Genomic DNA, 15,262 nt, shown 5'->3' with positions numbered 1-15,262 from the left:
TAGGCTGGAGGGACCATGACCTCTCCGCAGAGCCCCGTCGGGGCCCACGTCCCGGTCGCCGGCGGGCTCGCCACCGGCGGCCTGAAGTACGCCGCCGAGATCGGCGCCGAGGCGATCCAGGTGTTCGTCGCGAACCCGCGCGGGTGGGCGCTCCCCGCCGGCAAGCCGGCCGAGGACGCCGAGCTCCGCGACCGCGACGACGTGCCCGTGTACGTGCACGCCCCGTACCTGGTGAACTTCGGCTCCCCCAGCGAGGAGACCCTCGAGAAGTCGATCGCGACGGTCCGGCACTCGCTGGAGCGCGGCCGCGCGATCGGCGCGCGGGGCGTCGTCGTCCACACCGGCTCGGCCGTCAGCCAGGCGTACGACGCCGCGATGCGGCAGGTCCACGAGCACGTCCTCCCCCTGCTGGAGGAGATCCCGGACGACGGCCCGCGGCTGCTGCTGGAGCCCATGGCGGGGCAGGGCAAGATGCTGTGCGCCAAGGTCCAGGACCTCGGCCCGTTCTTCGAGGAGCTGGAGCACCACCCGAAGCTGGGCGTGTGCTTCGACACGTGCCACGCGTTCGCCGCCGGGCACGACCTCGCCGCGCCGGGCGGCGTCAAGGAGACGATCGACGCGCTGGTCGAGACGGTCGGCGCGGGACGGCTCGACCTCGTCCACGCCAACGACTCCAAGGACGCGTGCGGCTCCGCGAAGGACCGGCACGAGAACATCGGCGCCGGGCAGATCGGCGAGGACCCCTTCGCGGCCCTGTTCGCCCACCCGGCCGTCGCGGGCGTCCCGTTCATCATCGAGACCCCGGGCCGCGACCCCGGCCCGCACGGCCGCGACATCGCGACGCTGAAGCGCCTGCGCGGCGCCTGAGCGCACGCCCCCGGGCAGATCCGGAGCACAGGGCACCCGAGCATGAAAAAGAGCTCGGGTGCCGATGAACAACCCCCCGACTGTCCACCGGCACCCGAGCCACAGGCCGTCGGGTCCCACCCCCCCGGTACGGGACCCGGCGACTCACGATCCGGCGGCGACTGGCGTTCGCCGGATCTCCGGGTGTGCTGTTGTGGGAGGTTCCGCGGCCGGCGGACGTCCGTCCCCCGTGCCGCCCGCCCCTCCGGAGGCGGGTGCTTCTCGTGGTGCCACTGAGAACACTAAGCCCGTGATGCCGCAGATCGGCACCCCGAACACGCCGCCCGCGATGAACGGTCCGTAGTCATAGCTGTGCGTAGCGTAGTCACCCGGTGAGCGGTCGGTTTCGTACGACGAACGGGCGGCGCGCGCGTCCGTCCACGTCAACCCGCCGGAGGGCGGGCGGACGCGCCGTCCGGCAGGTGCAGCCGCGCCAGGGCGCGGCCCGCGTGGGGCGGCACGCTGCGGCGCGTGAGCAGCGACACCGCGACCATCACGGCCGCCGCCGCCGGCGCCGCCGCCGCGGCGGGGACCGCGCCGCGCCCGGCGAGCTGCGCCGCCCCCGCCGCCAGCGCCAGGCAGCAGCCGCACAGCAGCCCCGCGACCGCGCCGGCCGGGGTGAGGCCGCGCCACCAGATCCCCAGCAGCAGCAGAGGGCACAGCGTGCCCGCCGACACGGCGAGCGCCAGGGTGACGAGTCCCGCCGACCCGTGCGGGCCGAGCCGCGGCATGACGGCGAGCGGCGCGGCGAGCACGACCACCGCGCCCGCCCGGAACACGGCCGCCCCGCGCCGCCGCGCGTACTGCGCGACGGTCCCGGCCACGGCGACGGCGATGCCGCACGAGGCGGTGACGAACGCGGCGAACGCCCCCGCCGCGAGCAGCCCCGTGAGCAGCGTGCCCGCCGTTCCGGGGATCGTCCGCTGCGGCAGCAGGAGGAGGTCCGCGTCGGCCCCGGTTCCCGGGGCGGCCGCCCCGGGCCGGCGTCCGAGCATCCCGTACAGGACGGCGACCACCGAGAACAGCCCGACGAGGACCGTGACGTACGCCGCCGTCCTGCGCGCGGCGCCGCCCCCGCCGCTCGTGTAGAAGTGCATGAGGATCTGCGGCAGCCCGACCGTGCCGAGCGCGACGCACGCGACCAGCGCGTACGTCCCGGCGATGCCGGGCGCACCGCCCGGAGCGGGCGCGGCCCGGACGTCCGGCACGGCGTGCACCTGCCACAGGACGGCCCCCGCCAGCACGGGCACGGTCAGCGCCGCGAGCTTCGCCCAGAAGTGGACGGCCTGGAACGCGGTGACGCTCCGCACCCCGCCGGACGCCACGAGGACCGACGCCGCCGCGACCCCGACCGTCCAGCCCGTCCAGTGCGGCCCGCCGGTGAGCACGTGCAGCGCCACGCCCGCGCCGTGGAGCTGCGGCAGCAGGCAGCACCAGCCCACCAGGCAGACGCAGCCGGTGGCGGCGTGCCGGGCGCCGCGCGAGCCGAGCCGCCACTCGGCGAAGTCGGCGACGCTGTACGCGCCGGACCTGCGCAGCGGCGCGGCGACGAACGCCGCGAGCAGGGCGCAGCCGGCGGCCGCGCCCACGGGCAGCCACAGCACGTCCGCCCCGTGGGCGAGGACGAGCCCGGCGGCGCCGAGGTACATCGCGGCGCACAGGTGCTCGCCGCCGACCGCGGCGGCGTTGCGCCACGGCGGCACCTCCCGCGCCGCGTCCGCCAGACCGGGCACGGGACGGGCCCGCGCCCGCCGCGAGCGCCCGCCGCCCCGGCGCCCGCCACGTCCCGCCGCGAACGCCGCGGCCAGTGCGACGAGCACGGCCGCGAGGGCCGTCGCGCTCATCGCGAATCGACCGCCCGGACGGCCCGGTCCCGCCCGAGCCGCCCCCCGCCCCGATCCGAACGTCCCGCCCGGCCGCCACGCCCGCCCCGGTCCGCCGATTCGCCCCGGGCCGCAGGCCCCCTCCGTTCCGCGCTCCCCACCGCGCCGCCCACCCGGCCCGCAGTCTCGATGCGGCCCGCGGTGTCCGTCAGGCCCGCGGTGTCCGTCAGGCGCGCGGTTCTCGTACGGGTCGCTTCAGGCTTTCGGTCCGCCCGGTCGAGGCGTTCCGCCTCGTTCACGTGGCCCGTGCGGTCCGCGAAGTGCGTTCGGGGTTCGTGAGCGGGCGGGAGTGCGCGGCGGGGGCGGCGGGGGTGTTCGGCTCGTTCGGCGCGGCGGACGTGGGCGAGGGCGGCGGCCGCGAGGACCGCGGGGACGGCCGGGGCGAGCGGGGCGGGGAGCAGCGGCAGGACGGCGACTCCGGCGGCGACGATCGCGGCGGTGCGGAGCGCGATCGCGAGCTGGGCGCGGGCCGGGTCCCGGCCGGTATGGGACGGGTCGGGGTCGGACGGGTCGGGGTCGGACGCGTCGGGGGCGTCCGCCGGGGGCGGCGCCGCCGTATGGTGCGGGTCTGCGTCGACCGTCGCCTCAACCACGGCGGCCGTCCCCGTCGCAGTCGCCGCGCTGCTCGTGGAAGCGACGGACGAGCAGGTCGCGGACCTCGCGGGTGTGGCGGCGGCTCACCGGGAGCAGTTCGTCGCCGATCTGGACGGCGGCGCGGCCGCCGTCGAAGCGGAGCTCGGTGATGTGCGCGGACGCGACGAGGGTGCTGCGGTGGATCCGGATGAACCCGGCGCCCTCCCACCGCTTGGAGAGGGCCGACAGCGGCATCCGGACCAGGAATCCGCCGTCGGGGGTGTGGAGGCGGACGTAGTCGCCCTGGGCCTCCACGTGCGTGACCGAGCGCCGGGACACCAGGCGGGTCCGGCCGCCGAGCTCGACCGGGATCATCTCGTCCGCGGGGTCGGCGCGGCCCTCCTCGCCGGGCGGGTCGGGGCGCTCGGCGGCGGCCGCGACGCGCCGGACGGCCTCCGCGAGCCGCTCGGGCCGGACGGGTTTCAGCAGGTAGTCGAGGGCACCGAGCTCGTACGCGGCGATGGCGCAGTCGTCGTGCGCGGTCACGAACACGACGTGCGGGGGCTCGGCGAAGCCGGTCAGCAGGCGGGTGAAGTCCAGCCCGTCGAGGCCGGGCATGCGGATGTCGAGGAACACGGCGTCCAGGCGCTCGCCCTCTACGAGCATCCGGCTCAGGTCGCGCAGCGCCGACGAGGCGTCTCCCGCGCCGGTGACCCGCTCGATCCGCGGGTCCCTCCGGAGCAGGTGGGTCAGCTCCTCCAAGGCGGGGCGTTCATCGTCGACGGCCAGAACGCGAAGCATGAGGGCGACTTTGCCGCGATTACCGACCGTCCGCAATCGATTCCGAAAAGTGAGTGGGGTGTCGGCGTGAGATTTTCAGTCCGGGAACACTCCCGGCCGGTACTTGGGGACGCGCAGCTCGACCCTGGTGCCGGCGCCGAGCGCCGTCCGGACCGTCAGCCCGTACTCCTCCCCGTAGACCTGCCGCATCCGCGCGTCGACGTTCGCCAGCCCGATCCCGGTGCCGCCGCGGCGGGACCGGCCGCCCGACACGCTCCCCCACCCGGTCGGGCCCGGCCCGCCGACGGGGGCGGAGAGGATCTCCTGCAGCCGCTCGGGGTCCATGCCGACGCCGTCGTCCTCGATGCTGATCGCCGCCTCGGGCCCGGAGTCGCGCGCCGTGATCGAGATGTGGAACGCGTCGCGGGCGTCGGCCATGCCGTGCCGGACGGCGTTCTCGACGAGCGGCTGGAGCGCCAGGAACGGCACCGCGACGGGCAGCACCTCCGGCGCGATCTCCACCTGGAAGCAGAGCCGCTCCCCGAACCGGGCCCGCTCCAGCAGCAGGTAGCGGTCGATGGAGCGCAGCTCGTCGGCGAGGGTGGTGAAGTCGCGGGCGTTGCGGAACGAGTAGCGCGCGAAGTCGGCGAAGTCGAGCAGCAGCTCGCGGGCCCGTTCCGGGTCGGTGCGGACGAACGACGCGATCGTGGTCAGCGAGTTGTAGACGAAATGCGGGGAGATCTGCGCCCGCAGCGCCCGCATCTCGGCCTCCGCGACCCGCTGCCGCGCGGCGTCCAGTTCCGCGAGCCGGAGCTGCCCGGCGACCAGCCGGGCGGTCTCGCCGACGGCGCGGACCCGGGCGGCGGACGGCCGGTGCCAGTACGCCACGAACGCCGCCTCGACGCCCCGCCCGGCGGGCGCCTCGGGGACGGCGGGCCCGGCGGACCGCCCGACGGCGACCGGCGCGATCATCGCGGTCCGCAGCAGGCAGGCGCCGTCCGGGCAGGCGACCCGGTCGGCGCCGACCACCCGGGGGCGGCCCGAGGCCAGCACCGGCAGCGCGAGGTCGACGGCCTCGCCCGCGTGCGGGTTCCGGCCCGCGCCGTCCCACGCCAGCAGCACCGCGGGGTCGTCGTCCGGAGGGTCGTCGTCCGCGGGGTCGTCCTCCACGAGCGCGGAGCGGAGCGCGACGAGCGCGACGGCCTCGGCGTCCAGCAGCGCCCGCAGGTGCCGGACGGACCGGCGCGCGGCGGCGCCGCCCAGCCCGGTCCGCAGCGGCGGCGACGCCAGCGTGATCGCGTGCAGGGCCGCGAACGCGGCCCGCTCGTCCGGCACGGCGGGGCCCCGGCCGGGGAACGGGAGCCGGCTGCGCAGCGCGCACGCCCCCACGGCGGCGCCGGCGGCCACGGCGCACGCCACGGCGTCCAGAACGGACGGTAGGACCATGACGACTTACGGTAACGGCTGTCGTCCGCGTGGGTCGGTGTGTTGGCCATTTACGAAGGTCTCGGATGGGCCACGCCGCGGTCCGGGACGCGCGGGCCCTACAGCGGCGGCGCCTCGCCGTCGTCCTCCTGGTAGGAGTACCGCTGCTCGCGCCACGGGTCGGCGACGTTGTGGTACCCGCGCTCCTCCCAGAAGCCGCGGCGGTCCTTCACCAGGTACTCCACCCCGCGCACCCACTTCACGCTCTTCCACGCGTACAGGTGCGGGACGACGATGCGGATCGGGAAGCCGTGGTCGGGCGTGATCCGCTCGCCGTCGCGGTGCGTGGCGAACATCGTCCCCTCGGCGAGGAAGTCCGCCATCCGGATGTTGGCGCTGTAGCCGTACTCGGCCCACACCATCACGTGCGTGACCTCGGGGGCGGGCGGCGCGAGCTCCACGATCGCCGAGCCGGGGACGCCTTCCCACTCGTTGTCGGGGATCGTGAACTTGGTGACGCAGTGGAAGTCGGCGACGGCCTTGGCGCGGGGCAGCGCGTCGAACTCGTCCCACGTCCAGCGGTGGTGCCCGCCCGACGCGGTCGCACCGAAGACACGGAAATCCCAGTCCTTGGGACGGAACTTCGGGACGGGGCCGTAGTGGAGGACCGGCCATCCCCGGGGGACGTACTGACCGGGCGGCAGGTCCCGCCGCTGCTGCGTGGGCTCTTCGGGTTGGGACATGACGCGGCCATCCTGCCATCCGGCGTGAGCTGAGCCATATTCGGCCCCCTCGCCACCGCCCCCGTCCCGCGTCGGCTATGGTGAGGCCCATGCGCAACGTCGTGTATTTCTTTTGGCTCGACCAGCCCGGACGGCTGGTCTGCCAGACGCTGCGCTGACAGACCACGAACGAGAAGCCCCGGGCCGGTCGGCCCGGGGCTTCCGTCGTTTCAGGGGACGCCCGCGGGACCGCCGGGCCCGCGGGACGAGGAGAGGGAGTACGGCATGGTCATCGTCATGGCCCCGGGGGCCACCGAAGCGGATGTCGACGGCGTCGTCTCACTGGTCGAGACGGCGGGGGGCGACGCCTTCGTCAGCCGCGGCGTGGAGCGGACGATCGTCGGCCTCGTCGGCGACGTCGAGCAGTTCGGCTCGCTGAACCTGCGCGGGCTGCGGGGCGTCAGCGACGTCATCCGGATCTCGGCGCCCTACAAGCTGGTCAGCCGGGAGAACCACGCCGAGCGCACGGTGGTCCGGGTCGGCGGCGTCCCCGTCGGCCCCGGCACGATGACGCTGATCGCCGGGCCGTGCGCGGTGGAGACCCCCGAGCAGACCCTCCAGGCCGCGCAGATGGCCAAGGCAGCGGGCGCGACCCTGCTGCGGGGCGGCGCGTTCAAGCCCCGCACGTCCCCGTACGCGTTCCAGGGGCTCGGCGAGGCCGGCCTGAAGATCCTCGCGGACGTCCGCGAGGAGACCGGCATGCCGGTCGTCACCGAGGTCGTGGACGCCGCGGACGTGGAGCTCGTCGCGTCCTACGCCGACATGCTGCAGATCGGCACCCGCAACGCGCAGAACTTCGCGCTGCTGCAGGCCGCCGGGGAGGCCGGCAAGCCGGTGATGCTCAAGCGCGGGATGAACGGCACCATCGAGGAGTGGCTGATGGCCGCCGAGTACGTCGCGCAGCGCGGCAACCTCGACATCGTGCTGTGCGAGCGCGGCATCCGGACGTTCGAGAGGGCGACCCGCAACACCCTCGACATCTCCGCCGTGCCGGTGGCGCAGCGGCTCTCCCACCTGCCGGTGATCGTGGACCCGTCGCACTCCGGCGGCAGCCGCGACCTCGTCCTGCCGCTGACCCGCGCCGCGATCGCGATCGGCGCCGACGGCGTCATCATCGACGTCCACCCGCACCCGGAGACCGCGCTGTGCGACGGGCCCCAGGCGCTCGTGGACGGCGACCTGCGGGAGCTGGCGAAGGCGGTGCGGGAGCTGCCCCCGATCGTCGGCCGGACCCTCACCCGGGACCCGGACGTCGACGCCGTCCCGGCCTGAGCGGGCGCGGACGGACGTGCGGAACGGCTGGTAACGTCGGGCCCATGGCGTTCTGGACCCCGAACTGCGGGCCGCCCCGCTCCTGACGGGGCGCGGCGAACCACAAGCAGTTCCGACCTCGAGTCCTGACGGGCCCGGCGCGAGCGCGCCCCGGCCCGGTCAGTCCTGCGCCCCGAATCCGGAATCCCTCTCCCGATTCGAGCACAGGAGCAGCACTCCGTGTCCTTCCGCACGCTTTCGTTCCGCATGTCCGCGCGCTCGTCCGAGCACGCGTCCCCGTCCGAGTCCCCGACCGGTTCCCCGTCCGAGTCCGCGTCCCCGTCCGGCACGTCCGGGCGGGGGCTGCCGGGCGGGGGCGCCTTCCCGATCCTCGCGGCCGCGGCCCTGTGGGGGACGACCGGCACCGTCCGCACGTTCGCGGACGGCGCGTCCAGCCTGTCGGTCGCCGCGATGCGCATCGTCCTCGGCGGGCTGGTCCTGCTGGCCTCCGCCGCCCCGGCGGGCGGCGCGGGCCTGCGGCGGCTCGCCGCCGACCGCCGCGCCCGCCCGCTCGTCCTGCTCGGCGCCGTCGCGATCACCGTGTACCAGACGGCGTTCTTCGTCGCCGCGGCCCGCACCGGCGTCGCGATCGCGACCGTCGTCACCATCGGGTCCGCGCCCGCGTTCGCCGGGCTCATCGGCGCCGCCGCCGACCGCACCGCACCCGCCCGGCGCTGGACGGTCGCGACCGCCGCGGCCGTCACCGGGTGCGCGCTGCTCGTCGGCGGCGGCGAGGACGCCGGCGCCGACCTCGCGGGCATCGCGTTCGCCGCGCTGTCCGGCCTCGCGTACGCGTCGTACGCGTCGGTGACGTCCGTCCTGATCGTCCGGGGCGCCGACGAGCGGGCCGCCGTCGGCGCCCTGTTCGGCGTCGCGGCCGTCCCGCTGCTGCCCGTCCTGCCGTTCGCCGGGTCGGGGTGGATGCTGACCGGCTCGGGCGCCCTCATCGCCCTCTACCTGGGGGTGGTCGCGACCGGCGGCGCCTACCTGCTGTTCGCCCGCGGGCTGCGCACCACCCCGGCGACGGCGGCGACGACGCTGACGCTCGCCGAACCGGCGGTCGCGGCCGTCCTCGGCGTCGTCCTGCTCGGCGAGCGGCTCGGCGGCACCGCCCTGGCCGGCCTCGGGCTCCTCGCCGCCGCGCTGGTGCTGATCGTGCTGCCGCGGAAGTAACGATTGGTCTGAACCACTCGCGGTACCCGGCCCGCGGCGGGGATGATGGCCCGCATGACGACGGGCGAGGGGGACGCCGGAGGACAGCTTTTCCCCGAGGACCTGGACGGCGTCGACCCGGTGGCCGCCGTGCTGCGGGCGGACGCGCGCCGCGCCATGGCGGCGTACCCGGAACCGGTGGTCGTCGGCGCGCTGTTCGCGGCGGCCGAGCGGGTCGCGGACGGGTGGCGGCTGGTGTGCCCGAGCGACCCGCTCCCGCAGGGCGCGCGGGAGCTGCTGGCCGTCCACCTGGAGGACCGGGCCGCCGCGGAGGCCGGCGCCGCCGCGCGGGAGCTGCGGGCGGCGGCGCGGGCGCTGCAGGCGGACCCGTCCGACGAGGTGACGGCGGCCGGGCTGCGGTTCCGCATCGTGCGGATCGAGCAGCTCGTGCGGACCGGGCCGGACGGGCCCGAGCCGCCGCGGCCCACCGACCTGGACCCGTCCGGGCGCGCGCCGCGCGGGGAGCCCGACCTGCTGCCCGGCGACGGCACCGACCCCGACCTCACGTCGGCGGAGCTGCTGTGCCAGGTGCTGGACGCGGCGGCCGCCGCCGGGAACGAGCCGGACGGAGCGTTCCTGACGCCGGTGCCGCTCGCGCCGGTGTTCACGGTCGCGGAGCGGGGCGGCGGGCGGTGGCGCCCGGTCGGCCGGCTGCACGACGGCCCGCAGGAGGCCCGCGACTCGCTCGTCACGTACTTCCGGCACGTCGTCCCGGTGATCGAGCGGCCCGCGGAGGCCGCCGCCGCCGAGTTCGCCGCGGCGGCCGAGCTGATGGAGGACGGCACGGGCCGCAACGGCATCACGGTCGCCGGGCGCCGGTTCCGGGTGGTGCGGATCGAGCGGATCACGCTGCTCGGCCCGGACGGCCCGGAACCCCCGCGCCCCGGCGACCCGCGCTGACCCGCCCGCCCGGCCGGACGGGGGCGCGGACGGGGCCGCGGTCGACGCGGCGGCGGTCAGGAGGCGGCGGCGTCGCCGTAGACCGGGCGGTGCTCCTGGACGGACTCGGCGAGCTGGTCGGCGAGCTCCCCGACGTCGAGGCGCTTCTCGATCTGCCGCAGGTCGTCGATCTTCGCGCGGGTCTCGGCGCGGCGCGGCGCGAGCAGCGTGCAGCAGTCCTCGTCGGGCAGCTCGGAGATCGACAGGGTGCGGATGCGGCGCGCCTGGTCCATGATCTCGATCTTGTCCATGCCGACGAGGGGGCGCAGGATCGGCAGCTCGACCGCGTCGTCCAGCGCGGTGATGTTCGCGAGCGTCTGGCTGGACACCTGGCCGAGCGCGTCGCCCGTGATCAGCGCGGTCCCGCGCAGCCGGCGGGCGAGGACCTCGCCGGTGCGCAGCATCAGCCGGCGCTGCGCGATCACCGCGAGCCGGTCCGCGCCGGACGACTTGATCTGCTGCTGCGCCTTGCCGAACGGGACGACGAACAGCCGCGAGCCGCCCTGGAACTTGTCCAGCTCGCGGACCAGCGCGTACGCCTTGTAGATCGACTCGGGGCCGGTGAACGGCATCCCGGAGAAGTGCAGGTAGTCGACGCGCAGGCCGCGGCGCATCATCCGGTACGCGGCGACGGGCGAGTCGATGCCGCCGGACATCAGCACCAGCGCGCGGCCGCTCATCCCCACGGGGAGCCCGCCCTGGCCGGGGAGCCCGCCGGAGAACACGAACACCTCGTCGCGGTCGACCTCGATCGACAGGGTGTGCTCGGGGTTCTTCAGCTTGACCGGCTGCCCGTACTTCTGCGCGACGAGCGCGCCGATGTGCCGGTCGAGCTCGGTGGAGGTCATCGGGAACCGCTTGTCGCGGCGGCGCGAGCGGACGGCGAAGGAGCCGGTGCGCCCCTCCATCAGCTCGAGGGCGACGCGCTCGACGCTCGCGAGGTCCTTGCCGACGCGCCAGGCGCGGTGCGCCCACACGATGCCCATGACGTCGCCGATCCGCTCGGCGAGCCGGTCGACGGTGGGGACGTCGGCGTCCTTCGTGCGGACGACGAACACGCCGTGGCGGCGGATGACGTCGACGCGGGCGATGGGGCGGACCGCGGTGCGGACGTTGTCGGCCAGCCGGCGTTCGAACTGCTCGCGGTTCTTGCCCTTGAGGACGACCTCGCCCAGTTTGAGCAGCACGCACGGCTCGCCGTCGACCGGCGACTGCTCCCGGACGACGGCGGGCGCGGCGTCGAGCGTGGTCATGCGGATCCTCCTGGCGGGGCGGCGAAGTACGGGGGCGGGCCTCCAGTGTGGCCCAGAAGCCGCAACGCCGCGACCTGGTATCGGTGTTCCCGCCAGGAGGATCCTTCTCCGGTCAGCCGAAGAAGACCTCGGCCTCCGCGTACCGCTCCAGCGGGACGGTCTTCAGCTCCTTGGTGGCCTCGTCGAGGCCGACCCGGACGATCTCGGTGCCCTGCAGCGCGACCATCCTGCCGTAGTCGCCGTCGCGGACGGCGTCGATGGCCTGGAGGCCGAGGCGGGTGGCGAGCACGCGGTCGAACGCGCTCGGGGTGCCGCCGCGCTGGATGTGCCCGAGCACGGTGGCGCGGGCCTCCTTGCCGGTGCGCTTCTCGATCTCGTCGGCGAGCCGCTGCCCGATGCCGCCGAGCCGGACGTGCCCGAACGCGTCGCGCTCGCCGGTCTGCAGCTGCATCTGCCCGTCGATCGGGTGGGCGCCCTCGGACACCACGATGATCGGCGCGTAGCGGGTCTTGAACCGGCTCTCGACGTACTCGACGACCTTGTCGATGTCGAAGGGCCGCTCGGGGATCAGGATGACGTTGGCGCCGGCGGCCATGCCGACGTGCAGCGCGATCCAGCCCGCGTGGCGGCCCATGACCTCGCAGATCAGCGCGCGGTGGTGGCTCTCGGCGGTGGTGTGCAGCCGGTCGACGGCCTCCACCCCGATGTTCACCGCGGTGTCGAACCCGAACGTGTAGTCGGTGGCGTTCAGGTCGTTGTCGATGGTCTTGGGGACGCCCACGACGTTCACGCCGCGCGAGTGCAGCTCGCGCGCGACGCCGAGGGTGTCCTCGCCGCCGATGGCGATCAGGGCGTCCACGCCGAGCCCGGCGAGGTTGTCCTTGATCCGCTCGACGCCGCCCTCGACCTTGAGCGGGTTGGTCCGGGACGATCCGAGGATCGTGCCGCCGCGCGGCAGGATGCCCCGCACGGCCTGGACGTCCAGGGCCACGGTGTCGCCTTCGAGGGGGCCGCGCCACCCGGCGCGGAAGCCCACGAACTCGTACCCGAAGACCTGCACGCCCTTGCGCACGACCGCGCGGATCACCGCGTTCAGGCCGGGGCAGTCCCCGCCGCCGGTCAGCACTCCGACCCGCATGCCGTCTCCTTCTCCCGCCACCGGACTCCTCCCTCGTTCACGTGCCCGGACTCTATGCCGGCGCGTGCGTTCACGGGCGCGTTCGCCGGCCGTCCCGGCACGCCGCCATTGGTCTAGACCATAGTCGCTGTCGGGGCGGCTCGGGCACGTCCGCCGCGAACCGCGTCAGCGGCGGCGCGCGAGGACGCGCACCCGGCCGCGGACCGCCACCGCCAGCCCGCCGGGCACCCGCCGCACCCCGGCCGCGCGGCGGCGCGGGGCGCCGTCCCGGACATACGACCACCGCGCCTCCGCGACCGCCAGTTCCCGCGCCGCGCCGGGCGCCAACTCGTGCCGGTGGGCGCGGGCGAAGTCGCGCCCGTCCCGGGCGGATCCGCGCGTGGGCCGCTCCGCCGCCCAGGCCGCGAACGCCTCGCCCCAGGACGTCCCGTACGACGCGGCGAGCGCGGGCCACGCGTGCGCGACCTCCCCGGCCCGCTTGCGCAGGATGCTCCGCGCCGCGGCGCGGACGGCGTCGCCGTCGAACCCGGCCGGCATCGGCCCGCCCGCCGCCATGGCGCGCACGAGGGCCTCCTGCGCGGCCGCCAGGCCGGCGTCCAGCGGCTCCCCGGTCATGTGACGCGGGGGTGGCCGGACGCGTCGGCGACGGCGTCGAGTTCGTCCCGCAGCTCGGCGGCGGGCGGGTAGCGGCCGTCGCGTTCGAGGAGGAGGCCGGGCGGGCGGTGCCGGGCGCAGAGCTCGGCGACCAGGTCGAGGACCTCGGGCGGGACGGGCGCGGTGTGGGTGTCGTGGTAGCGGCCGCCCGCCTGCTCGCCGCCCGCGACGTGGCAGTACGCGACCCGTTCGAGCGGCAGGCGGTCGATGAGGTCGAGGGGGTCGGTGCCGCGGTTGCGGGCGTTCGCGTGCACGTTGGCGACGTCGAGGAGCAGCAGGACGCCGGTGCGCTCGACCAGCTCGGTGAGGAAGGCGGCCTCGTCGTACTCGGCGTCCGGCCAGTCGAACAGCGCGGCGATCGGCTCGACGGCCAGCGGCACCGGCAGCCCGTCCCGGGTGCGGCGGACGTTCGCGGTCAGGACGTCGAGCGCGGCGCGGGTGCGGGGCACCGGCAGCAGGTGCCCGGCCTCGATGCCGCCCGCGCGGACGAACGCGACGTGCTCGCTGACCAGCGGCGCGCCGAGCGCCTCGGCGCACGCGGCCAGGTGCGCGACCCGCTCGGCGGACACGGGTTCGGCGCCGCCGAGCGACAGCCGCACCCCGTGCGGGACGACCGCCGCGCCGCGGTCGCGCAGGGCGAGCAGGCCGGGGTCGGGCCGCGCCGGCCGGACCGACTCGGCGATCACCTCGGTGAACCGCAGGCCCGGCAGCGACGCGACGAACCCGCCGATCGGGGGCCGCCAGCCGATGCCCACGCCGAGCCCGGCGGGGGCCGCGTCAGCCACCGCACCCCCCGCAGCCGCCGCACCCGCCGTCGCCGCCGCCCCCGTCGCCACCGTCGCCGCCGCCTCCGCCCGCGCCGCCCCCGTAGTCCTTGCGCAGCTCGGCCGCTTCGGTGAACTCCGGTTCCGCGTCGTCGAGCACCGCCACCCCGTACACCGCCACTCCGGTGGCGAGCGCCGCCGGGCCGTAGGTCGTCCAGGACGGCGACGCCCACGGCGCCAGGTGGAGGTGCCGCAGGCCGTACTCCAGGTCCGCGGCCTTGCCTTCGGCGGTGCGCGACCCCCGGTCCAGCACGAGGACCAGTGCCGCCACGGCGAGCACGGCCTCGATCAGGAAGCCCGCGACGAGGGCGGGCGGGGTCACGCCGCCGGGGAGGATCAGGACGGCCGGGGCGCCGAGCCAGCTCACGGCGAGCAGCGGCACCGCGGCGACCCTCCGGGCGTCCTTCGCGGCGGGGCTCAGGAGCTGCCCGGCGTCTTCCAGGTCGGTCCGGAGCATCCGCAGGGCCTTGCCCACCGCCCCGTCCCGGCGCAGCGCGGACGGGGCGACGCCCCGCCGGACGGCGCCGTGGAGGGCGTCGTCGAGCGGCAGGACGGGGCCCTTCCGGTCCCCCGCGACCAGGCGCCCGGGCGGCCGCGCCTCGATCGCCCCTTCAGCCCGCAGGACGGCCAGGCCGGTGAGGACCGCGCGGTCCTCACCGGAGCGGATCAGCGCCGCCTCGTACGGATGGGGCTCGCGGCCGAGCGGGGCGCCGCGGCCGAGCCGGCGCCGGACCGCGAGCGCCCGCACCAGCAGCACCGCGGACACGGGTAGGAGTACGGCCCACACGACGACGGACGGCCAGGGGCCGTCCAGCTGTGCGGCTACCGACCGAGCATCGTCCATGCCCGCACCTCTTCTGTTCTCCGAGCGTCCACACCGTTGGACGCCCGTCCGGCCCGGCGTGTTCGACGCCGTTCCCGCCGGACGGGTCAGCCCCGGCCGAGGTCGTCGTCGAGGCCCTTCTCGATCGCGTAGCGGACGAGTTCGACGCGGTTGTGGAGCTGGAGCTTGCCGAGGGTGTTCTGCACGTGGTTCTGCACCGTGCGGTGGGACAGGACGAGGCGCTGCGCGATCTGCTTGTAGGTGAGGCCCTTCGCGACGAGGCGCAGGACCTCGGTCTCGCGTTCGGTGAGCCGGGGCGCGCCGTCGTCGGCGTCGCGGGCGGGCGCGGCGGCGAGGCGGCGGAACTCGCCGAGGACGAGCCCGGCAAGGCCCGGGGTGAAGACGGCGTCGCCCGCGGCGGTGCGCCGGACGGCGTCCAGGAACTCCTCGCGGGCGGCCGACTTCAGCAGGTAGCCGGTGGCGCCCGCCTTGACGGCCTCCAGCACGTCCTCCTGCTCGCCGCTGGCGGACAGCACCAGCACCCGGACGGGCGGGTCGGCGGCGGCGAGGTGCCGCGTCACCTCGACCCCGGAGATGTCGGGGAGCTGCAGGTCGACGACGGCGACCTGGGGGCGCGCGGCGGCGGCGACACGGACCGCGGCGCGGCCCTCGCCGGCCGTCGCGACGACCTCGTGCCCGGCCTCGGCGAGGTCGCGGGCGACCGCGTCCCGCCACATCGGATGGTCGTCCACCACCATG

Annotated in this window: 15 protein-coding genes; 4 read left to right on the top strand and 11 right to left on the bottom strand. The window is 76.0% G+C overall.

Annotated elements, in window-relative coordinates:
- The first annotated feature begins 15 nt into the window (after positions 1–15).
- Positions 16–867, top strand: a complete 852-nt coding sequence (locus tag H505_RS0135510) for a deoxyribonuclease IV (RefSeq protein WP_026405744.1) — start codon at positions 16–18, stop codon at positions 865–867.
- A gap of 422 nt (positions 868–1,289) precedes the next feature.
- On the opposite strand, the gene H505_RS0135505 is transcribed toward H505_RS0135510, so the two are convergent.
- The 5 genes from H505_RS0135505 to H505_RS0135485 all read right to left on the bottom strand — a co-directional run bounded on the left by H505_RS0135505 (position 1,290) and on the right by H505_RS0135485 (position 6,310).
- Positions 1,290–2,750: a sodium:solute symporter family transporter gene (locus H505_RS0135505; RefSeq protein WP_051301524.1), complete on the bottom strand. Its 1,461-nt coding sequence runs from the start codon at positions 2,748–2,750 to the stop codon at positions 1,290–1,292.
- The gene (locus H505_RS0135500) at positions 2,747–3,382 is read right to left on the bottom strand and encodes a hypothetical protein (RefSeq protein WP_026405742.1); all 636 of its coding nucleotides are present in this window, start codon (positions 3,380–3,382) and stop codon (positions 2,747–2,749) included. Before H505_RS0135500 ends, H505_RS0135505 begins: the two co-directional genes overlap by 4 nt.
- Complete coding sequence (locus H505_RS46495) at positions 3,375–4,163, bottom strand: LytR/AlgR family response regulator transcription factor (protein ID WP_034521332.1); 789 nt, start codon at positions 4,161–4,163, stop codon at positions 3,375–3,377. Before H505_RS46495 ends, H505_RS0135500 begins: the two co-directional genes overlap by 8 nt.
- Before the next feature lie 75 nt (positions 4,164–4,238).
- The gene (locus tag H505_RS0135490; protein ID WP_084551176.1) at positions 4,239–5,588 is read right to left on the bottom strand and encodes a histidine kinase; all 1,350 of its coding nucleotides are present in this window, start codon (positions 5,586–5,588) and stop codon (positions 4,239–4,241) included.
- Positions 5,589–5,686: 98 nt separating this feature from the next.
- Positions 5,687–6,310: a sulfite oxidase-like oxidoreductase gene (locus H505_RS0135485; protein WP_026405740.1), complete on the bottom strand. Its 624-nt coding sequence runs from the start codon at positions 6,308–6,310 to the stop codon at positions 5,687–5,689.
- A 264-nt stretch (positions 6,311–6,574) separates the two neighbouring features.
- Between H505_RS0135485 and aroF the strand changes: the two genes are divergently transcribed.
- The 3 genes from aroF (at position 6,575) to H505_RS46490 (ending at position 9,772) form a co-directional block, all read left to right on the top strand.
- Entirely contained in the window at positions 6,575–7,621 is a 1,047-nt protein-coding gene (aroF, locus tag H505_RS0135480; RefSeq protein WP_026405739.1) for a 3-deoxy-7-phosphoheptulonate synthase, read from the top strand.
- Between the two features lie 219 nt (positions 7,622–7,840).
- A complete protein-coding gene (locus H505_RS0135475) occupies positions 7,841–8,833 on the top strand; it encodes an EamA family transporter (RefSeq protein ID WP_245592715.1) in 993 nt (330 codons plus the stop codon).
- Positions 8,834–8,887: 54 nt separating this feature from the next.
- Positions 8,888–9,772 carry a DUF5954 family protein gene (locus H505_RS46490; RefSeq protein WP_051301523.1) on the top strand — a complete coding sequence of 295 codons (885 nt, stop codon included), beginning with the start codon at positions 8,888–8,890 and terminating at the stop codon, positions 9,770–9,772.
- Between the two features lie 56 nt (positions 9,773–9,828).
- On the opposite strand, the gene thiI is transcribed toward H505_RS46490, so the two are convergent.
- The 6 genes from thiI to H505_RS0135440 form a co-directional block, all read right to left on the bottom strand.
- A complete protein-coding gene (gene thiI, locus H505_RS0135465; protein ID WP_026405737.1) occupies positions 9,829–11,064 on the bottom strand; it encodes a tRNA uracil 4-sulfurtransferase ThiI in 1,236 nt (411 codons plus the stop codon).
- 112 nt (positions 11,065–11,176) lie between these two features.
- A complete protein-coding gene (locus tag H505_RS0135460) occupies positions 11,177–12,202 on the bottom strand; it encodes a 6-phosphofructokinase (protein WP_026405736.1) in 1,026 nt (341 codons plus the stop codon).
- A 165-nt stretch (positions 12,203–12,367) separates the two neighbouring features.
- Positions 12,368–12,817, bottom strand: a complete 450-nt coding sequence (locus H505_RS0135455; RefSeq protein ID WP_026405735.1) for an SCO6045 C-terminal-like domain-containing protein — start codon at positions 12,815–12,817, stop codon at positions 12,368–12,370.
- Positions 12,814–13,641, bottom strand: coding sequence for an MbnB/TglH/ChrH family RiPP precursor modification enzyme (locus tag H505_RS0135450; RefSeq protein WP_026405734.1), 828 nt, complete (start codon positions 13,639–13,641; stop codon positions 12,814–12,816). Before H505_RS0135450 ends, H505_RS0135455 begins: the two co-directional genes overlap by 4 nt.
- Positions 13,634–14,524, bottom strand: coding sequence for a TIGR04222 domain-containing membrane protein (locus tag H505_RS0135445; RefSeq protein WP_084551173.1), 891 nt, complete (start codon positions 14,522–14,524; stop codon positions 13,634–13,636). Before H505_RS0135445 ends, H505_RS0135450 begins: the two co-directional genes overlap by 8 nt.
- Before the next feature lie 86 nt (positions 14,525–14,610).
- Positions 14,611–15,261 (bottom strand): response regulator, encoded by a 651-nt coding sequence (locus H505_RS0135440; protein ID WP_425248284.1) that lies wholly within the window; start codon positions 15,259–15,261, stop codon positions 14,611–14,613.
- Position 15,262 lies beyond the last annotated feature (1 nt).

The organism is Actinomadura rifamycini DSM 43936, assembly GCF_000425065.1.
In the GTDB taxonomy this organism is placed as follows: domain Bacteria; phylum Actinomycetota; class Actinomycetes; order Streptosporangiales; family Streptosporangiaceae; genus Spirillospora; species Spirillospora rifamycini.
The sequence above is the reverse complement of the archived record's forward strand: the minus strand, read 5'-3'. Positions and strand labels throughout refer to the sequence as shown.